Annotated in this window: 19 protein-coding genes; 12 read left to right on the top strand and 7 right to left on the bottom strand. The window is 74.9% G+C overall.

What is annotated here, in order from left to right:
• The 3 genes from ACWEQL_RS20485 to ACWEQL_RS20475 all read left to right on the top strand — a co-directional run.
• The coding region (locus tag ACWEQL_RS20485; RefSeq protein ID WP_452151692.1) for an AfsR/SARP family transcriptional regulator at nucleotides 1–421 on the top strand (421 nt) is incomplete at its 5' end.
• Nucleotides 422–918: 497 nt separating this feature from the next.
• Nucleotides 919–1,962, top strand: coding sequence for an isopenicillin N synthase family dioxygenase (locus tag ACWEQL_RS20480; protein ID WP_452151691.1), 1,044 nt, complete (start codon nucleotides 919–921; stop codon nucleotides 1,960–1,962).
• Between the two features lie 131 nt (nucleotides 1,963–2,093).
• On the top strand, nucleotides 2,094–2,873 hold the full coding sequence (locus ACWEQL_RS20475; RefSeq protein WP_452151690.1) for a MerR family transcriptional regulator: 780 nt from the start codon (nucleotides 2,094–2,096) through the stop codon (nucleotides 2,871–2,873).
• A gap of 88 nt (nucleotides 2,874–2,961) precedes the next feature.
• Here ACWEQL_RS20475 and ACWEQL_RS20470 read toward each other — a convergent pair whose 3' ends face one another.
• The 3 genes from ACWEQL_RS20470 to ACWEQL_RS20460 are packed head-to-tail and all read right to left on the bottom strand — an operon-like array spanning nucleotide 2,962 to nucleotide 7,707.
• Complete coding sequence (locus ACWEQL_RS20470) at nucleotides 2,962–5,130, bottom strand: 3-hydroxyacyl-CoA dehydrogenase NAD-binding domain-containing protein (protein ID WP_452151689.1); 2,169 nt, start codon at nucleotides 5,128–5,130, stop codon at nucleotides 2,962–2,964.
• A 28-nt stretch (nucleotides 5,131–5,158) separates the two neighbouring features.
• Nucleotides 5,159–6,373 carry an acetyl-CoA C-acetyltransferase gene (locus tag ACWEQL_RS20465; protein ID WP_452151688.1) on the bottom strand — a complete coding sequence of 405 codons (1,215 nt, stop codon included), beginning with the start codon at nucleotides 6,371–6,373 and terminating at the stop codon, nucleotides 5,159–5,161.
• A gap of 26 nt (nucleotides 6,374–6,399) precedes the next feature.
• The gene (locus ACWEQL_RS20460; RefSeq protein WP_452151687.1) at nucleotides 6,400–7,707 is read right to left on the bottom strand and encodes a CaiB/BaiF CoA transferase family protein; all 1,308 of its coding nucleotides are present in this window, start codon (nucleotides 7,705–7,707) and stop codon (nucleotides 6,400–6,402) included.
• Between the two features lie 181 nt (nucleotides 7,708–7,888).
• Between ACWEQL_RS20460 and ACWEQL_RS20455 the strand changes: the two genes are divergently transcribed.
• From ACWEQL_RS20455 to ACWEQL_RS20440, 4 genes are all read left to right on the top strand, one after another.
• A complete protein-coding gene (locus ACWEQL_RS20455) occupies nucleotides 7,889–9,034 on the top strand; it encodes a hypothetical protein (protein WP_452151686.1) in 1,146 nt (381 codons plus the stop codon).
• On the top strand, nucleotides 9,031–10,410 hold the full coding sequence (locus ACWEQL_RS20450) for a sensor histidine kinase (protein ID WP_452151685.1): 1,380 nt from the start codon (nucleotides 9,031–9,033) through the stop codon (nucleotides 10,408–10,410). The genes ACWEQL_RS20455 and ACWEQL_RS20450 overlap by 4 nt, the downstream gene beginning before the upstream one ends.
• On the top strand, nucleotides 10,407–11,180 hold the full coding sequence (locus ACWEQL_RS20445) for a response regulator transcription factor (RefSeq protein ID WP_452151684.1): 774 nt from the start codon (nucleotides 10,407–10,409) through the stop codon (nucleotides 11,178–11,180). Before ACWEQL_RS20450 ends, ACWEQL_RS20445 begins: the two co-directional genes overlap by 4 nt.
• Nucleotides 11,181–11,268: 88 nt before the next feature.
• A complete protein-coding gene (locus ACWEQL_RS20440; protein ID WP_452151683.1) occupies nucleotides 11,269–11,937 on the top strand; it encodes a Pr6Pr family membrane protein in 669 nt (222 codons plus the stop codon).
• An 89-nt stretch (nucleotides 11,938–12,026) separates the two neighbouring features.
• Here the strand turns inward: ACWEQL_RS20440 and ACWEQL_RS20435 are convergent, their stop codons facing one another.
• Together ACWEQL_RS20435 and ACWEQL_RS20430 are read right to left on the bottom strand one after the other, a co-directional pair.
• Nucleotides 12,027–12,401: a toxin Doc gene (locus ACWEQL_RS20435; protein ID WP_452151682.1), complete on the bottom strand. Its 375-nt coding sequence runs from the start codon at nucleotides 12,399–12,401 to the stop codon at nucleotides 12,027–12,029.
• 26 nt (nucleotides 12,402–12,427) lie between these two features.
• Nucleotides 12,428–12,655, bottom strand: a complete 228-nt coding sequence (locus tag ACWEQL_RS20430) for a hypothetical protein (RefSeq protein WP_452151681.1) — start codon at nucleotides 12,653–12,655, stop codon at nucleotides 12,428–12,430.
• A gap of 341 nt (nucleotides 12,656–12,996) precedes the next feature.
• On the opposite strand from ACWEQL_RS20430, the gene ACWEQL_RS20425 reads away from it, so the two are divergent.
• The gene (locus ACWEQL_RS20425) at nucleotides 12,997–14,415 is read left to right on the top strand and encodes a S41 family peptidase (protein ID WP_452151680.1); all 1,419 of its coding nucleotides are present in this window, start codon (nucleotides 12,997–12,999) and stop codon (nucleotides 14,413–14,415) included.
• Nucleotides 14,416–14,453: 38 nt separating this feature from the next.
• Here the strand turns inward: ACWEQL_RS20425 and ACWEQL_RS20420 are convergent, their stop codons facing one another.
• Nucleotides 14,454–16,061, bottom strand: a complete 1,608-nt coding sequence (locus ACWEQL_RS20420) for an ABC-F family ATP-binding cassette domain-containing protein (protein WP_452151679.1) — start codon at nucleotides 16,059–16,061, stop codon at nucleotides 14,454–14,456.
• A gap of 406 nt (nucleotides 16,062–16,467) precedes the next feature.
• Between ACWEQL_RS20420 and ACWEQL_RS20415 the strand changes: the two genes are divergently transcribed.
• From ACWEQL_RS20415 to ACWEQL_RS20405, 3 genes are all read left to right on the top strand, one after another.
• Nucleotides 16,468–18,111 carry an ABC-F family ATP-binding cassette domain-containing protein gene (locus tag ACWEQL_RS20415; protein ID WP_452151678.1) on the top strand — a complete coding sequence of 548 codons (1,644 nt, stop codon included), beginning with the start codon at nucleotides 16,468–16,470 and terminating at the stop codon, nucleotides 18,109–18,111.
• 206 nt (nucleotides 18,112–18,317) lie between these two features.
• Nucleotides 18,318–18,995: a nitroreductase family protein gene (locus tag ACWEQL_RS20410; protein ID WP_452151677.1), complete on the top strand. Its 678-nt coding sequence runs from the start codon at nucleotides 18,318–18,320 to the stop codon at nucleotides 18,993–18,995.
• A gap of 76 nt (nucleotides 18,996–19,071) precedes the next feature.
• Nucleotides 19,072–19,737, top strand: coding sequence for a GNAT family N-acetyltransferase (locus ACWEQL_RS20405; protein ID WP_452151676.1), 666 nt, complete (start codon nucleotides 19,072–19,074; stop codon nucleotides 19,735–19,737).
• A 144-nt stretch (nucleotides 19,738–19,881) separates the two neighbouring features.
• Here ACWEQL_RS20405 and ACWEQL_RS20400 read toward each other — a convergent pair whose 3' ends face one another.
• On the bottom strand, nucleotides 19,882–20,838 hold the full coding sequence (locus ACWEQL_RS20400) for an aldo/keto reductase (protein ID WP_452151675.1): 957 nt from the start codon (nucleotides 20,836–20,838) through the stop codon (nucleotides 19,882–19,884).
• A gap of 307 nt (nucleotides 20,839–21,145) precedes the next feature.
• On the opposite strand from ACWEQL_RS20400, the gene ACWEQL_RS20395 reads away from it, so the two are divergent.
• Nucleotides 21,146–22,786 carry a carbohydrate binding domain-containing protein gene (locus ACWEQL_RS20395; RefSeq protein ID WP_452151674.1) on the top strand — a complete coding sequence of 547 codons (1,641 nt, stop codon included), beginning with the start codon at nucleotides 21,146–21,148 and terminating at the stop codon, nucleotides 22,784–22,786.
• The last annotated feature ends 135 nt before the right edge of the window (nucleotides 22,787–22,921 follow it).

The following is a 22,921-nucleotide window of genomic DNA, read 5'->3' as shown; positions in this document are numbered from 1 at the left end:
GGGCGCCCCGGGCGCGGCCGCCGCCGTGCTGGGCGAGGCGCTGGCGCTGTGGCGCGGCCCGGCGTACGGGGAGTTCGCCGGGCACGGGTTCGCCGGGCCGGAGGCGGCGCGGCTGGACGGGCTGTGGCGCGCGGCCCAGGAGGACCTGTTCGCCGCCCAGCTGAGCCTGGGCCAGCACCACGCGATCATCGGCGATCTGGAGAAGCACACCGCCGAGCGGCCGCTGGGCGAGCGCGGCTGGGAGCTGCTGGCCCTCGCGCTGTTCCGGGCCGGGCGCCAGGGCGACGCGCTGGGCCGCCTGCGCGCCGCCCGTACGCTGCTCGCCGAGGAGCTGGGGGTGGACCCGGGGCCCTCGCTGCGGCGGGTGGAGGCGGCGCTGCTGGCCCAGGACGACTCGGCGGCGGCGCTCGTGCTCCCGTGACGGCACGGTGCGCCCCCTGGGCCGACGCGCTCCCTTGACGCCGGGTCGGCCACGGTGACACTGGACATGACAACGGAGCCCTCCGGAGACGGCCCCGGGCCCTGCCGCCCGGTGGCCCGACCCCGACTCCGATCAAGCCCACCCGACCCCCCGGAACCCGACGCCGGAGGTCCCATGGCCGACCCCCCGAGGCGGGGACATGCCCGGAAGATCCCGGCGTGGCACAGCCCACACCGGGGGGCTCGCTCGCCCCCGCCAAGGTCATCTACGCTGGTGACGTGCTTATTCTCGTCAGCCGTCGCCACGTGGACCTGCTCCGCGTCACGAGCATGTCCTGTCGACGCTCCGGCTGACCCTCACCACCCTCATCGCGCGGCCCCCACCCGGGCCCGCATCCCCCTCCCGGCCCTCGGGGCGTCCGCCACACCCGGCGCGGCCCCGACGCCCCTCCGGTCACCACCGGTCCGGCCGGGACGAGACCACAGCGGATGTCACCCATGACGCAGCAGCACCCCTCCCCCGCCGTCCCCGACGCGACCGGGCTCCCGGTGATCGACCTCTCCCTCGCCTCCGGCGGCGAGGCGGACCGCACCCGCCTGCACGACGAGCTGCGGGCGGCGGCCACCGAGGTCGGCTTCTTCCAGCTGGTCGGCCACGGCATCACCCCGGACGAGACGCGCGCCCTCACCGACTCGATGAAGGCCTTCTTCTCCCTGCCCGAGGACCGGCGGCTCGCGATCAGCAACCTCAACTCCCCGCACTTCCGCGGCTACACCCGCACCGGCGACGAGCGCACCGGCGGCAGCCGGGACTGGCGCGACCAGCTGGACATCGGCGCCGAACTCCCGGCCCACGTGCCCGGCCCGGGCGAGCCCCCGTACTGGTGGCTGGAGGGCCCCAACCAGTGGCCCGACGGCCTGCCCGAGCTGCGGACCGCCGCCCTCGGCTGGATCGACCGCCTCAGCGCGGTCGCCGACCGGCTGCTGCACGAGCTGCTGACCGCGATCGGCGCCCGCCCGGACTTCTACGACTACGCCTTCGCCGGCCACCCGCACCTGCGGCTCAAGCTGGTCCGCTACCCGGGCACCGCGCCGGACGGCGCCGGGCAGGGCGTCGGCTCGCACAAGGACTACGGCTTCATCACGCTGCTGCTGCAGGACACCGTCGGCGGCCTCCAGGTGGAGCGCCCGGACGGTTCCTTCCTGGAGGTGCCGCCGTTGGAGGGCGCCTTCGTGGTGAACCTCGGGGAGCTGCTGGAGGTGGCCACCGACGGCTACCTGAAGGCCACCAGCCACCGGGTGGTCAGCCCGGCCGGGGCGCGCGAGCGGTTCTCCGTGCCGTTCTTCTACAACCCGCGCCTGGACGCCCACATCGAGCCGCTGGACTTCCCGCTGGCCCACCACGCGCCGGGTGCCGCCCAGGACCCGGCCAACCCGCTCTTCGCCGAGTTCGGTTCGAACGAGTGGAAGGGGTACACGAGGGCGCACCCCGAGGTCACCCGCCGCCACCACGCGGACCTCGTCGAGTCCGGCTCCCGCTGAGCACCCGCCCGCCGGCCCCCGTCCCCCCGAGGAGGCGGGGGCCGGCGGCGTTCCCGGACGGGTGGGCCGGACGGCGCACCTGTCACACTGGTGCTGTCACAGTGGTGGTGCGACAGTGCTGGAGGCGCCGGGTGGGAGCGGGATCGACGCCGTCACGGCTGACGGTGGACGAGCTGGCGGCGCGGGCCGGGGTGACCGTGCGGACGCTGCGGTTCTACGCCTCGAAGGGGCTGCTGCCCCCGCCGGAGCTGGGCCCGCGCCGGGTCGGGCTGTACGGGCCGGAGCACCTGGAACGCCTGGAGCTGATCGAGGAACTGCAGCGGCAGGGGCTGACCCTGGCCGCGATCGAGCGCTACCTGGCCCGGCTGCCGCACGGCAGCAGCCCGCTCGACCTGGCGATCCACCGCGCGCTGGTGGCCTCCTGGACCCCGGAGGCGGCCGAGGAGGCCACCCGGGCGCAGTTGGAGCGGCGGGCCGGGCGGCCGCTGTCCGAGGCACAGCTGGAGCAGCTGGCGGCGATGGGCGCGCTGGAGCGCACGGCGGACCCGGAGGTGTTCCGGGTCGACCCGGGCCTGCTGCCGCTGGGGGTGCGGGTGCTGGACGTGCCGATCCCGCTGGAGACCCTGCTCACGGCGCGGGCCGTGGTGCTGGAGCACAGCCGGGCCACCGCGCAGGAGTTGCAGCGGCTGTTCCGCGAGACGGTCTGGCGGCCGTACCGGGAGAGCGAGCCGGCCCCGGAGGAGCTGGAGCGGATGCGCTCGCTCACCGACCACATCCAGCCGATGATCGCCCAGGCGCTGGTGACGGCCTTCCAGCGCTCGCTGCGCGAGGAGCTCGCCGGGGCGGCCGCCGCGCCCGGGCCGGCGGCCGGGCCGGTGACCGAGCTGGTGACCGGTCGACCGGCCGGTTGAACGGCCGGTCGGACGGCCGGTCGAACGCGCGCCCCCGCGGCCGGGGTGGCCGCGGGGGCGTGATCCGTCCGGTGGACGTACCGCCGGGTCAGTCCGTGAAGGTACGGCCCTCGGCGGCGATCCGCTCCAGCAGCGCGGGCGGCGCAAACCGCTCGCCGTACGCGGCGGCCAGTTCCCGGGCCCGGGCGGCGAACCCGGCCGGCCCGCCCTCGTAGCCGTTGACGTACTGGAACACCCCGCCGGTCCAGGCCGGGAAGCCGATGCCGAGGATGGAGCCCACGTTGCCGTCGGCGACGGAGGTGAGTACGCCCTCCTCCAGGCAGCGCACCGAGTCCAGCGCCTCGGCGAAGAGCATCCGCTCCTTGAGGTCCTCGAACGGGACGCTCACGTCGGGCCGGGCGAAGTGCTCGCGCAGGCCGGGCCAGAGCAGTCCGCGCCGGCCGTCCTCGCCGTACTCGTAGAAGCCGGCGCCCGCGCTGCGGCCGGTGCGGCCGAACTCGTCGACCATCCGGTCCAGGACGGCGTCGCCCGGGTGCTCCTCCCAGCTGCCGCCCGCGGCCTCGACGGCCCGCCGGGACTCGTCGCGGATGCGGCGCGGCAGGGTGAGGGTCAGCTCGTCCAGCAGGGAGAGCACCTTGGCCGGGTAGCCGGCCTGGGCGGCGGCCTGCTCGACCGAGGCCGGGTCGACGCCCTCGCCGACCATCGCCACGCCCTCGTTGATGAACCGGCCGATCACCCGGGAGGTGAAGAAGCCGCGCGAGTCGTTGACCACCACCGGCGTGCGGTCGATCTGCCGGACCAGGTCGAAGGCGCGGGCCAGCGCCTCGTCACCGGTCTCCGGCCCCCGGATGATCTCCACCAGCTTCATCCTGTCGACCGGCGAGAAGAAGTGCAGGCCGATGAAGTCGGCGCGCCGGGTGACCCCCTCGGCGAGCAGGCCGATCGGGAGGGTGGAGGTGTTGGAGCAGAGCAGCGCGTCCGGCGCCACGACGTCCTGGACCTCCTGGAACACCTTGTGCTTGAGCTCGGGGTTCTCGAAGACCGCCTCGATCACCGCGTCGCAGCCGGCCAGGTCGGCGGCCTCCGCGGTCGGGACGATCCGGGCGAGCAGTTCGGCGCGCTGCTCCTCGGTGCTGCGGCCGCGCGCCACGGCCTTGTCCAGCAGCCCGGCGGAGTAGGCCTTGCCGCGCTCGGCGGCCTCGACGGTGACGTCCTTGAGCAGCACCTCGATCCCGGCCCTGGCGCAGGCGTACGCGATGCCGGCGCCCATCATGCCGGCGCCGAGCACCGCCACCCGGCGCACCGGGCGCTCAGGGACGTCCTTGGGGCGGCCGGCACCGGAGTTGACGGCCTGCATGTCGAAGAACAGGCCCTGGATCATGTTGGTGCTGGTCTGCCCGCAGGCCAGCTCGGTGAAGTAGCGGGCCTCGATGGTCATCGCCGTGTCGACGTCCACCTGGGCGCTCTCCACCGCGGCGGCCAGCACGTTGCGCGGGGCCGGGTAGGGCGCGCCGGCCAGCTGCTTGCGCAGGTTGGACGGGAAGGCCGGCAGGTTGGCGGCGAACGCGGGGGTGCTCGGGGTGCCTCCGGGGATCTTGTACCCCTTGACGTCCCAGGGCTGGACGGCGGTCGGGTTGGCGGCGATCCAGGCGTGCGCCCGGGCGGTCAACTCCTCGGGGGTGGCGACCAGTTCGTGGACCAGCCCGTGCTCCAGGGCCTGCGCCGGGCGGTACTGGCGGCCCTGCAGCAGGAACTTCAGCAGGGCGTCGGTGATGCCGAACAGCCGCACCGTGCGCACGACCCCCCCGCCGCCGGGGAGCAGGCCGAGGGTGACCTCGGGCAGGCCGATCCGGCTGGCCGGGACGTCCAGGGCGATCCGGTGGTGGCAGGCGAGGGCGATCTCCAGGCCGCCGCCGAGCGCGCTGCCGTTGATCGCGGCGACCACCGGCCGGCCCAGGGTCTCCAGCCGGCGCAGCGCGCGCTTGACCCGCAGGGACTTCTCGAAGACGGCCGCGGCGTCCCCGGGGCGGGCCGCGGAGAGCATCCGCAGGTCGCCGCCGGCGAAGAAGGTCTTCTTGGCGGAGGTGATCACCACTCCGCGCAGCTGCTCGCCGAGGCCGGCCAGGCGCTCCACGACGGCGTCGAGGTCGGCCGTGAAGGCCTCGTTCATGGTGTTGACGGACTGGGTGGGATCGTCGAGGACGAGGGTGACCACGCCGTCCCGGTCCTGCTCCCAGCGGATGGTGGTGTCAGACATGGGTCCGGTTCTCCAGGAAGGGGGGTGGTCAGATGCGCTCGACGACGGTGGCGATGCCCATGCCGCCGCCGACGCAGAGGGTGGCCAGGCCGTAGCGCAGGTCGCGGCGCTCCAGCTCGTCGATCAGGGTGCCGAGGATCATCGCGCCGGTGGCGCCGAGCGGGTGGCCGAGGGCGATCGCGCCGCCGTTGACGTTCACCTGCTCGTGGCTGAAGCCCATCTCACGGATGAAGCGCAGGGCGACGGCGGCGAAGGCCTCGTTGATCTCGACCAGGTCGATGTCGGCGGCGGTCAGCCCGGCCTTGGCCAGCGCCTTGCGGGTGGCGGGGGCGGGGCCGGTGAGCATGATGGTGGGCTCCGAGCCGGACACCGCGGCGGACACGATCCGGGCCCGCGGGCGCAGCCCGTACCGCTCGCCGATCTCCCGGCTGCCGATGGCGACCAGGGCGGCGCCGTCCACGATGCCGGAGGAGTTGCCAGCGTGGTGGACGTGGTCGATGGCCTCCACCCAGTGGTACTTCTGCAGGGCGACGGCGTCGAAACCGCCGGCCTCGCCGATGGCGGCGAAGGAGGGCTTGAGCGCGCCCAGCGACTCCACGGTGGTGCCGGGGCGGATGAACTCGTCGCGCTCCAGGACGACCAGGCCGTTGCGGTCGCGGACCGGGACGACCGAGCGGTCGAACAGCCCGTCCGCCTGGGCCTTGGCGGCGCGGACCTGCGACTCGACGGCGAAGGCGTCCACGTCGGTGCGGCTGAAGCCCTCGACGGTGGCGATCAGGTCGGCGCCGACGCCCTGCGGGACGAAGTAGCCCTCGTAGCTGGTCATCGGGTCCATCGCCCAGGCACCGCCGTCGGAGCCCATCTTGACCCGGGACATCGACTCGACGCCGCCGGCCAGGATGAGGTCCTCCCAGCCCGAACGGACCTTGGCGGCGGCCAGGTTGACGGCCTCCAGGCCGGAGGCGCAGAACCGGTTCTCCTGGACGCCGGCCACGGTGTCGGGCAGCCCGGCGGCGATGGCGGCGATCCGGGCGATGTCGGAGCCCTGGTCGCCGAGCGGGCTGACCACGCCGAGCACGATGTCGTCCACCGCGGCCGGGTCGAGGTCGGGGTGGCGGCGGCGCAGCTCGTGGATCAGGCCGACGACCAGGTCGATCGGCTTGGTGCCGTGCAGGGAGCCGGTGGCCTTGCCGCGGCCGCGCGGGGTGCGGATCGCGTCGTAGACGTACGCTTCGGTGGTCACGGTGGGTGCCTTTCGAGGGGTGCCGGTCAGCGGCCTTCGGCGGGGTCGGGTCGGTGGGACGTGTCGGTCACGGCGGGGCGCTCGGGTGCGCCGCGGGGCGCGGGGCGCGCGGGGGTGTCAGGTGCGCCGCCCGGCGCGGATGAGTCGGTGGCGGCGGGGCGGTCCCGCAGGGCGGGGACGTCCCAGTCGCGGGCGATCTCGGCGGTGTGGGCGCCGGGCCGCGCGGGCGGGCGGCGCAGGGTGCCGGGGGTGGCGGAGAACCGCGGGGCGGGCGCGGGCTGGGTGACGCCGTCCTCCTCGCGGAAGGTCCCGCGGGCCACCAGGTGCTCGTGGGCGGCGGCCTGGCGCATCGTCAGGACCGGTTCCACGCAGGCGTCGGAGCCGGCGAACACGGCCTCCCACTCGGCGCGGGTCCGGGTGGCGAAGCGGGCGGCGATCCGGGCGCGCAGCTCGGGCCAGCGGGCGGTGTCGTACTGGCCGGGGGCGTCCGGGCCGAGCTCCAGCAGCCGGGCGAACTCGGCGTAGAACTGCGGCTCCAGCGCGCCGACCGCGAGGTACCCGCCGTCGGCGGCCCGGTAGACGTCGTAGCAGGGCGCGCCGCCGTCCAGCAGGTTCACGCCCCGGCGGTCCTGCCAGTGGCCGGCGGCGAGCAGGCCCCAGAGCATCGAACCGAGGTGGGCGGCGCCGTCCACGATGGCCGCGTCGACCACCTGGCCCGCGCCGCCGGAGCGGGCGTGGTGCAGGGCGGCCAGCACGCCGACCGCCAGGTAGAGCGAGCCGCCGGCGTAGTCGCCGAGCAGGTTGGCGGGGATCGCGGGCGGCCCGTCCGCCGCGCCGATCATGCCGAGGACGCCGGCCACCGCCGCGTACCCGATGTCGTGGCCGGCCCGGGGGGCGAGCGGGCCGCTCTGGCCCCAGCCGGTCATCCTCCCGTAGACCAGGGCGGGGTTGCGGGCCAGGCACGCGTCGGGGCCGACCCCGAGCCGCTCGGCGACGCCGGGCCGGTAGCCCTCGATCAGCACGTGGGCGCGCTCGACCAGGTCGAGCACCCGGCCGGGGCCCTCGGGGGACTTGAGGTCGATCAGCACGGAGCGCTTGTTGCGGTTGGTGAGGTCGTACGCCGGGTCGACGCCCAGTGGGGACGGGTCGGGCCGGTCCACGCGGACCACGTCGGCGCCGAGGTCGGCCAGCAGCATCGCGGCGAAGGGGCCGGGGCCGATGCCCGCGAGCTCCACCACCCGCACGCCGGCCAGCGGGCCGGGGCCTGGGCCCGCGCCTGGGCCTGGGCCTGTGGCGCCGCCGGGGCCGTGGTCCGCGCCGGTCGGGTCCGCCATCTGCGCGCCCCTCTCCCGTCGGTTTGACAGTGAAGCTGTAACACTCGCGATGACAGGGATCATAGAGAAGCAACTCGCCGGTAACAAGGGTGCCCGACCCCGCGCGCTCCCCCTGCCGGGGGAGGCGGATCCTGTCCGGGGAGGAAGCCCGGACAGGGGCGGCGCCGGGAGGCTGGACCGCATGACGACTCCTTTCCTCGACGGCGGGCCCAGGGCCGCCGGGCCGCCGCCGGACCGCCCGAACGGTGGCGGGCCCAGGGCCCGGCGCCGGCCGGGCACCACAGCGTGGGTGGCGGGCGTGGGCGTGGCCGCGGCGGTGCCGTACCTGGTGCTCAAGCTCCTCTGGGTGGCCGGACGGCCCGTGGGAACGGACGATCCCGCGGAGATGGACGAGCTGTGGCTGGTCAACCTGCTGACGATCGGCATGGGCTCGGTGTCGGTGCTGCTCTCCCTCGCCTTCGCCCGGCCGTGGGGGCGCCGGGTACCCGCCGGATGGCTCGCCTTCCCGATGTGGGTCGGGACGGGACTGCTCGGCACGATCCTGGTGGCCCTGCCGCTCTTCCTGCTGAGCACCCTGGTGCTGGGCCCGCCCGACCCGGGGCCGCCGGCGGACGGCGGCTCCGACGGAGGCGGGAGCGGTGACGGCGCGGCGGCCGGGTGGGTCTTCCCGCTGGTGTACGGCGGGTTCACGGTGCAGGGGATCGCGCTGATCACCGGGTTCCTGCTGTACGCCCGGGAGCGCTGGGCCCCGCTGCTGCGCAGCCGGATCGGCGAGCTGCCGCACTCCCCCACGCTCGGCGTGCAGCGCGCCTTCGCCGGGACGGCCGTCGTACCGGCCCTCGTGGTCGCGGCGGCGCACCTGTACTGGGCGGCCGGCGGGGAGAACGGCCTCCCGGCCGAGTGGGTCGAACAGCGCAACCGCGGGGTGACCGTCATGGACACGGTGACGGCCGTGATGGCCGTGGCCGCCGTGACCGCGCTGCTGGTCCTGGTGCTGCGGCTGTGCCCCGGGCGCGGGGTCCGGGTGCCGCTGGCGGTGGCCTGGACGGCGGCCGGCTCGGTGTTCGGCTGGGGCGCCTGGCAGCTGGTGGCGTACGGGGCCGTCGCCGGTGACCCCGGCCCGGGGCGGGCGCTGCCGGGCCTGCTGACCCTGGTGCAGTCGCTGCAGGTGGTCACCGGCCTGCTGGTGCTGATGACCGGCGCGATCGCGCTGGCCGAGCGGGCGGCGACGGCGGCCGGTGCGGGGGCGGCTGCTGCCGGTACGGGGGCCGCGGTCGCCGGTGCGGGGTTCGGCGGGGCGGGTTCTGACGTAGAGTCGGCCCGGTGATCACGGGGGTGACGCGGGTGGCGGGGGACGGCTCGGCGGTGGGCGATCCGGCGGTGGCGCGGGGCCGGGGCCGGGGCCGGGTGCTGCGGCGGGCCGCGGGTGCGCTGCTCGGACGGCGGGCCCGGCTGCGCTGGGTGCACCTGGTGCTCGGCGGCGCGCTGCTCATGCCGTACTGGCTGCTCGCCAGCGTGGCGACCGGGTCGTTCCGGCCGGACCTCGGCCCCGGGCAGGCCTTCCTCCTCCAGCTCGCCGCCTTCGCCGCCGCCCTGCCGATGGCCGCCGTCACCGCCGCGCTGCCGATGCTGCGCGAGCTGGAGACCGTGGCGGCCCGGGCGCTCTGCGCCCTGGACACCCCGGACGGCGAGCTGCCCGGCGGCCCGGCCCGCTCCTGGGCGGCCAAGCGGCAGACGGCCGGCTGGTACGTGCTGCACCTGTTCCTCGGCGGGGTGGTCAGCGGGATGACCCTCGCCGGGGTGCCGTTCTCGGTGTTCCTGACGATGACCGTGTTCGACCTGAGCGGGACCGAGGAACTGGTGCGGTTCTGGCAGGAGCGGGGGCTTCCCGCCCAGGTGCCCGGACCGCTGCTCGGCCTCGCGCTGCTGCTGCTGATCCTCGGCACCAGCGCCGGTTCGGGAGCCCTGCTCGCCCGCTGGGCACCCGCGCTGCTCGGCCCCACCCCGGACGAGCGGGTCGCCGCCGCCGAGCGGCGGGCCACCGTACTCGCCCAGCGCAACCGGCTGGCCCGGGAGCTGCACGACTCGGTCGGGCACGCGCTGAGCGCGGTCGGCATCCAGGCCTCGGCCGCCGCCCGGGTGCTGGCCACCGACCCCGCGTTCGCCGCCGAGGCGCTCCACGCCATCGAGGAGACCGCCCGCGCGGCCGTCGCCGAACTGGACACCGTGCTCGGGCTGCTGAGGGAGGAGGACCCGGCGGAGGGCCGGGACGGATCCGGTGCAGCCCCCGCCGGGCCGACCCTGGCCGGGCTGGACGACCTGCTGCGCCAGCTGGACCGCACCGGCGTGCGGGTGCGCTCCGACCTGTCCCCCGGTCTGGACCGGCTGCCGGTCACCGTCTCGCGCGAGGCGTACCGGATCGTCCAGGAGGGGCTGACCAACGTCCTGCGGCACGCCGGCCCGGCGCCGGCCGGGCTGCGGGTGACGCTGGGCGGCGGCCGGCTGGACATCGAACTGACCAGTCCGCTGGGCGCCGCCCGACCCAGCCGCCCCGGTGGCGGCCGGGGCCTGCGCGGCATCGGCGAAAGGGCCGCCGCCCTGCGCGGCGGCTGCGAGGCCGGACCGACGGCCGACGGGACGACGTGGCGGCTGGCCGTGTGGCTGCCCGTGGGAGGAGCGCGACCGGTGGGAGGAACGACATGAGCGTCACCGAGGGAACGGCCGCCGTGGAGGGGCCGGGAGGGGCCTCCGTGGAGGGGCCGGGGACGGCCGGTGAGCAGGGGACGGCCGCCGTCGACGGGCCGGGGACGGCCGGTGGGCCGATCCGGGTGGTGGTCGCGGACGACGAGCGGCTGGTCCGGATGGGCCTGCGGGTGGTGATCGACGCCGAACCCGACCTCACCGTGGTCGGCGAGGCCGCCGACGGCGCCGAGGTCGTGCCGCTGGTGCGCGAACTGCGCCCGGACGTGGTGCTGATGGACGTCCGGATGCCCGGCATCGACGGGATCCGGGCGACCGAACAGCTCGTCGGCGGCATGCCCGAACCGCCCCGGATCCTGGTGGTGACCACCTTCGAGCACGACGACCACGTGTACGACGCGCTCCGGGCCGGTGCCGCCGGCTTCCTGCTGAAGCGGGCCCGCGCGGAGGAGATGGTCCAGGCGGTACGGCTGGTCGCGCGCGGCGACTCGCTGCTCTTCCCCGCCGCCGTGCGCGAACTCGCGCTGCGCCAGCGCCCGGCCCGGCGGTCCGGCCCGGAGGAGGGGCCGATCCGCCGGCTCACCGAACGGGAGGGCCAGGTGCTGCGGTTGATGGCGGCCGGGCTCAACAACGGCGAGATCGCCGGGCGGCTCGTGGTCAGCCAGGAGACGGTGAAGACCCACGTCGGCAGCGTGCTCGCCAAACTCGGCGCCCGGGACCGCACCCAGGCGGTGATCGTGGCCTACGAATCGGGCTTCGTGCTGCCGGGGTAGGCGGCGGTCCTACCAGCGAGTAGAGTGCGGCATTCCCCTTTTGCCGTCCGATACCTCCCCGTATCGCCTGAACCGAACTGGTGGCCGAATGACGAAGCTCCGGACCCGCCCCGCGCTCTGGTGGCGCATGGGCATCGTGCTCTCGGCGGCGCTCGGGCTGATCCTGCAGACCGCGCCGCTGGTGTACTTCACGATCCAGAGCAATGTGATCGTGCTCGGCTACTTCATCGGCGCGGTCTACTGGATGATCAAGCGGGGCACCGTCGACGCGCCCGCGCCCCGGCTGCGCGGGGCCGCCACGCTGTACATCCTGATCACCGGCCTGGTGTCGCACATCCTGCTGGAGCACGGCGCCAACCCGCTGCCCGGCCTGTTCTCCGGACCGGACATGCTCCAGCACTGGTCCTCGTTCCTCCTGCACTACGTCACGCCCGTGATGGTGATCATCGACTGGCTGACCCTCAGGCCGCGCAACGCCTCGGCCTGGCGGGACATCCCGCTCTGGCTGGCCTTCCCGCTCGGCTACGCGGCCATCGTGCTGGCCCGCAACGCGCTGTTCGCCGACTACCCGATGCCGTACCCGTACTTCTTCTTCGACCCGACGACCAAGGGCTACGGCTACGTCTGGACCCAGATCGCGCTGCTGACCGTGGAGTTCGTGGTGCTGGCGGCGGCCGTGGTCGGCATGGACCGGCTCGGCACCCTGGTCGCGGGGAAGCTGGGCAGAACGGCGGAGCCCGCCTCCGCCGAGGTGTAGCGGCTCCGGCGCCGCCCCACGACGCGGCGTCCCACGACGCGGCGGCCGACCGACTCCAGGCCCCCGGTGCGGGCTCGGCTCCGCCGGGCTCAGATGCGCCAGGCCCGGATCCGGTCGGCCGCCGCGAACACGTCCGCCCGGCCCCCGGCGATGTCCCGGGCCAGCTCGACCAGCGCGCCGTAGGGCGCGTCGATGCCCTCCTCGGCGGCGTGCATGTAGGCGGCCGTGGTCACGCAGGCGTACAGGTTGTTGCGCACCGGCAGCGGGCGCAGCAGCACGATGGTGTGCATCAGGGTCGCCGCGCACCAGGACGGATCGGCGTCGTGCCCGAACTGCGCGGTGTTGACCCGGTGCCGGGCCACGGCGGCCTGGAGCGCGGAGTAGTCACGCACGCTGAGGTCCTCCGGCGAGGCCCGCTCCTGGACGTCGAGCAGCCAGCGCAGGTCGACCTGGAGCGGCGTCACCGCGGGACGTCCCCGGCGGGCGGCGGTCAGGCCGCCGGGGTCCGCGGCCGGGGCGCGTCGTCCGGGAAGGCGGCGTCGAACTCCTCGCGGTGCTGGCGCCAGAACGCCACCGCGTGCTCCACGAAGGTCCGCCGCTGCTGCTCGCGCACGCTCAGGTCGTGGACGTACGCCTTGACGCTCTTGCCGTCGGCGGCGGCGGCCTCGCGGATGGCGGCGAGTTCGTGCTCCGTGTACTCGATGTTGAGCGCAGGCATGGCGCCGATGGTACTGGAGCGGTACCGCCCCCGGGAACCGAAACGGCGTCAACGGAGCCTGTCCCACGGCGGGTTGCGGGGCGGGCGGGGCTCCGGCGGGGGCACGCGGACCGGTCACCGCGCCCCCGCCGGTACCCCTGGGGCGCCACCGCGGCGGGCCCCGCGTACCCCCACGGTAGGGGGTCCGGACCACACCGCGGTGTGACGCCCACGACCACGCCGCGCCGTTAGCGTCGGAGACGGGCGGCGGAACGGTTCCGCGGGAACGCCCAGGGGTGGTCCACGAGACGGCGGAGGCCGGAATGCGGTTCAAGGGCAGGGGACTTCGGGGCGCGGCGCGGATGGCGGCGGCCACGGGGGTCGCGCTGGTGGTGACGGCCGGGCTGGCGGCGCCGGCGCCGGCCGCACCACCGGGGGGAGGGCTGCCCGGCGCCGAACGACCGGGCGCCGAACGGCTGGACGGCGTCTGGCGGGTGGACGGCTACGGTACCGTCCTGGCGATCGCCGACCGGAAGGTCACCGCCTACGACGTGACCTCGGTGAGCTGCACCGACAGCGGGAGCCCGCTGCGCCAGGTCGGCGAGGCCGGCCCGGGCGGCGCCACCCGCTACGGCGCGCCGGAGAACGCCTTCGCCGAGCTGACCGTCACCCCGCAGGGCCGCCACCGGGCTGTCTACCAGGAGGACGGGGCCGCCGGCAGCCGCACGCTGGAGCGGCTGCCCGGACTTCCGGCCCTCTGCGGGCCGTCGGCCCCCGACGACGCGGTCGCGGTCTTCGACCGGTTCTGGGCGAACTTCGAGGAGAACTACCCGTTCTTCGCCGCCAAGGGCGTCGACTGGCACGCCCTGCGTGACACCTACCGGCCGCAGGTCACCTCGCGGACCACCGACCAGGAGCTCCAGGAGATCTTCGTCCGGATGCTCACCCCGCTGCACGACGCGCACGTCGTGCTGGCGCGCCCGGACGCCGAGGGCGACCTCGCCCCCGTCTTCTCGAGCGTGCGTCCGGGCACCGTCAGGCCCTCCCCGGACCTGATGGTCCGCGCCGCCAAGCCCGTGGCCGCCCAGCTGACCGGTCCGGAGCGCGCCTTCGGCAACGGCCTCATCGGCGTGGGCGAACTCCCCGACGGCATCGGCTACCTCCGGGTGAGCACCTTCAGCGGCTACGTGAAGGGCGGCAGCCACCAGGACCAGGAGGCCGAGCTCGACCGCGCGCTGGACGCTCTGCTCGCCGACCCCGCGCGGCTGCGCGGGCTGGTGATCGACGTGCGGGTGAACGGCGGCGGCTCGGACGCGCTCGGCCTGCGGATCGCCGCGCGGCTCACCGACCGCCCGTACGTCGCCTACCGCAAGGTGGCCCGCAACGACCCCGGTGACCCGACCCGCTACACCCGGCCGCAGGCGCTCCGCGTCCGGCCCGCCGACGGGAAGCGCTTCACCGGCCCGGTGGCACTGCTCACCTCCGGGAGCACGGTGAGCGCGGGTGAGACCTTCACCCAGGCGCTGATGGGCCGCGGCCCGCACGTCACCCGGATCGGCGAGAGCACCCAGGGGGTGTTCTCCGACGTGATGACCAGGAAGCTCTCCTGTCAGTTCACGGTGACGCTGCCGAACGAGAAGTTCCTCACCCCGCAGGGCACCAGCTTCGACGGCCCCGGCATCCCGGCCGAGCTGAGCACCCCGGTGTTCACCCCCGAGGAGCTGGACGGGCTCAAGGACTCGGCCCTGACCCGGGCCCGCCGGCTCCTCGGAGGATCCTGACGCCGGACCTCCCGGGCGGGCGGCCCCCGCCGGGCCCGTCACATCGGGTCCACCGCCCTCAGCTCGCCGTCCAGCTCCAGCCAGCGGGTGATGCCGAGGCCGCGCAGGAACGGCAGGTCGTGGCTGACCACGATCAGCGCGCCCTGGTAGGCGGCGAGCGCCTGGGTGAGCTGGCGGACGCTGGCGAGGTCGAGGTTGTTGGTCGGCTCGTCGAGCAGCAGCAGCTGCGGAGGCGGGTCGGCCAGCAGCAGCGCCGCCAGCGTGGCCCGGAACCGCTCACCGCCCGAGAGGGTGCCGGCGGGCTGGTCCGCCCGGCCGCCGCGGAACAGGAACCGGGCCAGCCGGGCCCGGATCGCGTTGTCCCCCGCGGAGGGCGCGAAGAGCTTGACGTTCCCCGCGACGCTGAGCCCGTCGTCCAGCAGGTCCAGCCGCTGCGGCAGGTGGCGCATCGGCACCGGGGTGGTGATCTCCCCCTCCAGCGGGGCGACCTCGCCGGCGATCGCGCGCAGCAGGGTGGTCTTGCCGGAGCCGTTGCGCCCGACCACGGCGACCCGCTCGGCCCCGCGCAGGTCCAGGTCGACGCGGGCGCCGTACGGCAGCCGGACCCGGTCGAGGGTGAGCACCGTACGGCCGGCCGGCACGGCGGTGCGCGGCAGGTCGATGCGGATCTCGGCGTCGTCGCGGACCGCCTCCTCGGCGGCGGTCAGCCGCTCCTTGGCCTCGGCGAGCCGCTCGGCGTGCATGGTCTGCAGCCGGCCGGTGGTCTCCTGGCCCTGGCGTTTGAGCTTGCCGGCGAAGATGTGCGGGTCGTTGCGGGTGACGGAGCGCTTCTTCCCGTAGCTGGCGCTGCGCTCCTGCCGTGTCCGGGAGTCGACCAGGTCCCGCTTCTGGCGCTGGACCTCGGCCTCGGCGGTGCGCAGCAGCCGCTCGGCGGTCTCCTGCTGGGCGGCGAGGGTGCGCTCGTAGTGCGCGTGGTTCCCGCCGTACCAGGTGACCGAGCCGTCCCGCAGGTCGGCGATCTGGTCGACGTGCTGGAGGAGCTCGCGGTCGTGGCTGACGATCACCATGACGCCGTTCCAGCCGGCCACCGTCTCGTAGAGCCGCTCGCGGGCGGGCCGGTCGAGGTTGTTGGTGGGCTCGTCGAGCAGCAGCACGTCGGGGCGGCGCAGCAGCAGGGCGGCCAGGCGCAGCAGCACCGCCTCGCCGCCGGAGAGCTCGCCGGTGGTGCGGTCGAGGTCCAGCCGGGCCAGGCCGAGCCGGTCGAGGGTGGCGCGGGCGCGCTCCTCGACGTCCCAGTCGTCGCCGACGGCGTCGAAGTGCCGCTGGTCGGTGTCGCCCGACTCGATGGCGAGCAGGGCCTCGCGGGCGGCCCGGATCCCCAGCGCCTCGTCGACCCGCAGGCCGGTGTCGAGGGTGAGGCCCTGGGGGAGGTACCCCAGCTCGCCGCCGACCTTCACGGTGCCGGAGGTGGGGGTGAGTTCGCCCGCGATCAGGCGCAGCAGGGTGGACTTGCCGGCGCCGTTGAGCCCGATCAGCCCGGTGCGGCCGGGGCCGACCGCGAGGTGGAAGCCGTCGAGGACGGGCTTGCCGTCCGGCCACTCGAAGGAGAGCTCGGTGCAGAGGACGGAGGTGGTGGGTTGTGCCATGGATGGCCTCCCGGATGGTTGCCTGACGTGGTCGGGTGAGCAACACGGGAGACACCGCCGACGGGACGGCAGCGGGTGGCACGGGGCTGGGCGCGAAGAGTCGCCGGGCCGGCTCACCACTGAGGTCGCACGCTCGCGCGCCGCGCATGCTGTGGCGCGGCGGGGCGGTGTCTCGGGACCTCAGTAGAGCAACGGCCTTCTCCTGTTCTGGCGGCTGACGGGGTCAACGTTAGGAAGTGCCCGGACCTTCCCGCAATCGATTTAATCCGGCGCCCCGTTCCGTGCCGGGCGTCCGGTTCCCGCTGTCCGGCCGGGCGTCCGGTTCCCACGTCCCGGCCGGGCGTCCCGTCCCGCTGTCCGGCCGGGCGCCGGGGCACCGGCCGCGTTCCTTAGAATCGGGGACATCATGAGCGCCACACTCGTAGTCAAGGACCTCAGCGCCGGCCACGGCGAACGCACCCTCTTCTCCGGCCTGGACCTGGTCGTCGCCCCCGGCGACGTGATCGGGCTGGTCGGCGTCAACGGGGCCGGCAAGTCGACGCTGCTGCGGCTGCTGGCCGGCCTGGACACCCCCGAGGGCGGCACGCTGCGGCTCAGCCCCGCGAACGCCAACGTCGGCCACCTCCCGCAGGAGCCCGAGCGGCGTGACGGCGAGTCGGTGCGCGACTTCCTGGCCCGCCGCACCGGTGTGGCGGGCGCCCAGGCCGCGCTGGACGAGGCCACCGAGGGCCTGGTCGAGGGCCGCCCGGGGGCCGACGACGCCTACGCGGTGAGCCTGGACCGCTGGCTGGACCTCGGCGGTGCCGACCTGGAGGAGCGCGCCGAGGAGGTCGCCGACTCGTTGGGCCTCAAGGTCTCCCTGGACCTTCCGATGACCGCGCTCTCCGGCGGCCAGGCCGCCCGGGCCGGCCTCGCCTCGCTGCTGCTCTCCCGCTACGACGTCTTCCTGCTCGACGAGCCCACCAACGACCTCGACCTGGACGGCCTGGAGCGGCTGGAGTCCTTCGTCAAGGGGCTGCGCGCCGGCACCGTGCTGATCAGCCACGACCGCGAGTTCCTGAGCCGCACGGTGACCCGGGTGCTGGAGCTGGACCTCGCCCAGCAGCAGGTCAACCTGTACGGCGGCGGCTACGAGGCGTACCTGGAGGAGCGCGCGGTGGCCCGCCGGCACGCCCGCGAGGAGTACGACGAGTACGCCGACACCAAGGCCTCGCTGGAGGCGCGGGCCCGGATGCAGCGCGGCTGGATGGAGCACGGCGTGCGCAACGCCCGCCGCAAGTCCTCCGACAACGACAAGATCGGCCGCGCGATGCGCGCCGAGTCCACCGAGAAGCAGGCCTCCAAGGCCCGGCAGACCCAGCGCATGATCGAGCGCCTGGACGTGGTCGAGGAGCCGCGCAAGGAGTGGGAGCTGCGGATGGAGATCGCCACCGCGCCGCGCTCCGGCTCGGTGGTCGCCACCCTGCGCGGGGCCTGCGTCCGCCGCGGCGACTTCGCCTTCGGCCCGGTGGACCTGCAGATCGACTGGGCCGACCGGGTCGCCATCACGGGTGCCAACGGGGCCGGCAAGTCCACGCTGCTGGCCGCGCTGCTGGGCCGGCTCGAACTCGACGGCGGCAGCGCCGTCCTGGGCTCGGGCGTGGTCGTCGGCGAGGTGGACCAGGCGCGCGGGCTGTTCCTCGGCGACGACCCGCTGGCGGAGGCCTTCGCCGCGGCGGTGCCGGAGTTCACCCCGGAGGAGGTGCGCACCCTGCTCGCCAAGTTCGGGCTCAAGGCCGTGCACGTGCTGCGCCCGGCCGGCACCCTCTCCCCCGGCGAGCGGACCCGCGCCGCGCTCGCGCTGCTCCAGGCCCGCGGGGTCAACCTGCTGGTGCTGGACGAGCCCACCAACCACCTGGACCTGCCCGCCATCGAGCAGTTGGAGTCCGCGCTGTCCTCGTACACCGGCACCCTGCTGCTGGTCACCCACGACCGGCGGATGCTGGAGGCGGTCACCGTCAACCGGCGGATCGAGGTGCGGGACGGGCGCGTGCACGAGAGCATGGCGTGAACCCGGCCCGGGGCGTGTCCGGCACGCCTCGGGCGCGCCCGAGCACGGGGCGGCGGATCGCGGGCGGATCGTAGGCGGGTCCCGGACGGATCGTGGGCGGATCGTTGGCCGCCCGGGCTCCGGCCGGGCGGATAGCCGCCCGGCCGGAGGACCGATCAGGTCCAGACCTCTTCCGGGATCCGCCGCCATGTGCTGTGCTGTCGCCCATGGTTGAGAGCACAGTGGCGGCCGAGACCTCGTACCCGAGTGTCCCGCTCCGCCCGATGACCGTGCCCGCCCACGAGGCCGAGGCACGCAGCAGGTCCTTCCACGACGTGATGTCCCGGCGCCGCACGGTCCGCGACTACTCCACCCGTCCGATCCCGGACGGCGTGGTCGAGTGGGCGGTCCGTACCGCCAACACCGCGCCCAGCGGGGCGCACGTGCAGCCCTGGCGGTTCGTGGTGATCACCGATCCGGAGCGCAAGCGCCGGCTGCGCGAGGCCGCCGAGGCGGAGGAACGGGAGTTCTACGCGCACCGGGCCTCCGAGGAGTGGCTGACCGCGCTGGCGCCGATCGGCACCGACTGGCAGAAGCCGTTCCTGGAGGACGCGCCCGCGGTCATCGTGGTGTTCGAGGTGCACAAGGGCCCGAACTCGCCACGCCCGTACTACACCAAGGAGTCGGTGGGCATCGCGGTCGGGCTGCTGCTCGCCACCCTGCACCAGGCGGGGCTGGCGACCCTGACCCACACCCCGAGCCCGATGAAGTTCCTCAACGAGGTGTGCGAACGGCCCGCCGAGGAGCGGGCCGCGTACGTGATCCCGGTCGGCTATCCGGCGGAGGGGGCGCGCGTTCCGGATCTGCGGCGCAAGGAGCTCGACGAGGTGCTGGTGCGCCTCTGACGCGCCTCCCGGCGGCGCCCTCGGCCTGCGGGAAAGTCGCTGGTGGCCGGTCTGGACCATCGACATAATCGCTGTCATGAGTCACGTCATGCGTCACCCCCGCAGGCGAGCCGCCGTCCTCCCCGCCCGCCGCTCCACCGGCCCGGTGCAGGTCAGCACCGGCCGGCCGCCCGAGCTGCTGGCGCTGGCCGGCGGAGTCTCCCTGCACCGCCGCACCCCCGCGCACGCCGCCGGGCTCCGCTCGGCGGTGCACGCCAACCTGGAGCACCTGCGCCCCTGGATGGAGTGGGCCGCCGAGGCCCCCGGCATCGAGCACTGCGTCGAGCTGACCCGGGCCGGCGTCACCGCCTGGGACGCCGGCACCGACTTCATGTACGTCGGCGTCCTCGACGGACCGGCGGGGGACGCGACCGAGGGCGGGCCCGGCACCGTGATCGGTGCCTTCGGTCTGCACGGGCGGATCGGCCCCGGTGCGCTGGAGATCGGCTACTGGGTCGCCGCCGGCCACACCGGCCGGGGCATCGCCACCGCCGCCGCCCGGGCACTCACCTCGGCGGCGCTGGCACTGCCCGGCGTCGAGCGGGTGGAGATCCACTGCGACGAGGCGAACGGCCCCAGCGCCGCCGTGCCGCGCAAGCTCGGCTACCGGCTGGACCGGGTGGCCGACGCCGAGGTGCGGGCGCCGGCCGAGACCGGGCGGCAGCTGATCTGGGTCATGGAGCGCCGGCCGGACGGGGCCTGACCCGACGGCACCCAACCGTGGCGGCACCCAACCGTGCGGCACCTGCCTGTGGCGGCGTCGGCCCCGCGGCCGTCGACCCTGCGGCCGTCGACCCACGACGGTCGGCCCGCACCGGCACACCGACCGGCTCCGGCCGACCGTCGGTCAGTACCGCCCGCCCGTCGGGGCGGGCAGCGCGTCGAGCTCGGCGAGCTCGTCCGCGCCGAGCGTGACGTCGGCGGCCGCCGCGTTGTCCGCCAGGTACTTGGGCGTCTTGGTGCCGGGAATCGGCAGCACGTAGCGGCCCTGCGCCAGCAGCCAGGCCAGCGCCACCTGCGCGGGGGTCGCGCCGACACGTGCGGCGATCTCCTTGACCTTGTCGACGATCGCCAGGTTCGCCGCCAGCGCCTCCTGCTGGAAGCGCGGCAGGGAGCGCCGGAAGTCATCGGCCGGCAGGTCGTCGGCGGTGGCGAACCGGCCGACCAGGAAACCCCGGCCCAGCGGCGAGTACGGCAGGAACGCGATGCCGTGCTCCTCGGTGTACGGCAGCACCTCGGCCAGCGCGTCCCGCGTCCACAGCGACAGCTCGGACTGCACGGAGGCCACCGGGTGCACCGCCCGCGCCCGCTCGATCTCCTCGACGCTCACCTCGGAGAGCCCGATCTGCCGGGCCTTGCCCGCCGCGACGACCTCGGCGAGCGCGCCCCAGGTCTCCTCGATCGGCACCTCGGGGTCGACCCGGTGCAGCTGGTACAGGTCGACGTGGTCGGTGCCGAGGCGGCGCAGGCTCTCGTCGATCGAGCGCCGCACGTGCTCGGGCCGCCCGTTGTTGTCCACCCGCCGACCCCCGGTGCCCTGCACCAGGCCCACCTTGGTCGCCAGTACCGCCCGCTCCCGGTAGGGGCCGGCCAGCGCCGCGCCGACCACCTCCTCGTTGCTGTACGGGCCGTAGACGTCGGCGGTGTCGATCAGGGTCACCCCGAGGTCGAGCGCGCTGCGGATGACCCGCACCGAGGTCTCGTCGTCGCGGTTCTCCACGTCGTAGGCCCAGGTCATCCCCATGCAGCCGAGACCCACCGCACCGACCTCGGGACCGTCGACTCCCAGCTTGGCAGTACGCATGACTGATGCTCCTTCAGCTATCCGGCCCGCCGCGCGGACCCTCACCCGACTCGTTCGCGGGACCCAGAAAACCCCTTGGAGTGCGCTCTAGGTCAAGCCCCGGGCCCGACGACCGTCCGCCAGGGGCCCCGCCGGGGGGCTGCCAGGGGCCTGTCGGGGGCCTGGGCGGGGACTTGTCGGGGCCCCGGGCGGGGACCTGTCGGGGAGCGCCCCTTAACGCGGACGTAAGCCACTCCCTGCGCCGGCGTAAGCCAACTCGCCGACCGCTGTCAATGCTTGACGCATGCAGCTGGTCTAGTCCAGTTTGATGCTCAGCACCGCGCACCTCCCCCGCACCGGACACCACTCCCCCGCGCCCGCCGCCCGCGAACCCCACGACCCCGCGGCGGCGGACGCCGTCCCGAGAGGCACCCCCATGCCCCGCGCGCCCCACACCGAGGAGGCCGGCCGGCACCGCCGTCGCGCCTCCTCCCGCACCAAGCTGGTCGCCGCCGCCGCGGTCTGCGCCCTGGCGGCCGGCGGCCTCGCCACCCTGGCCGGCAACGCCGGCGCGGCCGAGGGCAACCTCCTCGGCGACCCCGGCTTCGAGAGCGGCGCCCTCGGCAGCTGGAGCTGTTCCGGCGGCACCGGAAGCATCGTCAACTCGGGCGCCCACAGCGGCACGTACGCGCTCAAGGGAGCGGCGAGCAACGGTGACACCGCCCAGTGCGGCCACCCCGTCGCCGTCCAGCCCAACACCACGTACACGCTGAGCGCCTGGGTCAAGGGCCAGTACGTCTACCTCGGCGCCGGCGGCAGCGGTGTCACCGACCCCACCGTGTGGACCCCGGGCGGCGCCGACTGGCAGCAACTGTCCACCAGTTTCACCACCGGCCCGAACACCACCGCAGTCACCGTCCAGTTGCACGGCTGGTACGGGCAGGGCGCCTACCTGGCCGACGACGTGGTGCTCTCCGGCCCCAGCGGCACCGGGCCCACCCACCTGCCGACCTCCTCCTCCCCGGGCGTCCCCTCGCCGAGCTCCCCCGGCACGCCCTCGCCGACCGCCGGCTCCACCCCGGCCCCGGCCGGCCGCGTCCCGGTGGCCCCGTACGTGGACATGGGCGCCTGGCCGACCCCGTCGCTGCCCTCGATGGCCACCGCCGGCACCCTGAAGTCCTTCACCATGGGCTTCGTCACCGGTGTCGGCTGCAAGGCCAGCTGGTTCAACGCCTACGACCCGCGCACCGGCTGGGCCAAGGACCAGGTGGACGCGCTGCGCGCGGCCGGCGGTGACGTCAAGGTCTCCTTCGGCGGCGCCGGCGGCACCGAACTCGCCGCCGCCTGCGGCACGGTGGACGCCCTGTTCGCCGAGTACGACGCCGTCGTGAAGGCGTACGGCCTGAAGTACGTGGACTTCGACATCGAGGGCGCCGCGATCGCCGACACCGCCGCCAACGAACGCCGTTCCGCCGCGCTCGCCAAGCTGCAGAAGGCCAACCCGGGCCTGCGGGTCTCCTTCACCCTGCCCGTCCTGCCCGAGGGCCTGACCGCGGAGGGCGTCGCCATCGTCCGCTCCGCGCGGGACGCCGGCGTGGACGTCGACCTGGTCAACATCATGGCCATGGACTACTACCGGGCCGGCGCCGACTACGGCGACGCCGCGATCCAGGCGGCGCAGGCCCTGTACGGCCAGCTCAAGGCGCTCTTCCCGGCCAAGTCCGACGCGCAGCTGTGGTCGGCCGTCGGCGTCACCCCGATGATCGGGGAGAACGACGACCACCAGGTCTACAACCAGGCCGACGCCCAGCAGTTGGTCGCCTTCGCCGAGCAGCACCACCTCGGCATGCTGGCCTACTGGGACACCACCCGGGACGCCAACGCGTGCACGGGCTCGCTGTTCAAGTGCACCAACATCACGCAGCAGCCGTACGAGTTCGCGAAGATCTTCGCGCAGTACGGCGGCTGACCGGGGCCGCGGACCCGGTGCGACCGGCGGACCCCGGGGTGGCCGCGGCTGCGGCGCCCCGGGGTCCGCGCGTTCACGGGAGGGGCTCGGTGGGTCCGGTCGCTCAGGGGCTCGGGTGACTCAACGGCGCGTGAC

This window comes from Kitasatospora sp. NPDC004240, from assembly GCF_053603215.1.
This window is presented reverse-complemented; position numbering and strand designations above follow the sequence as displayed.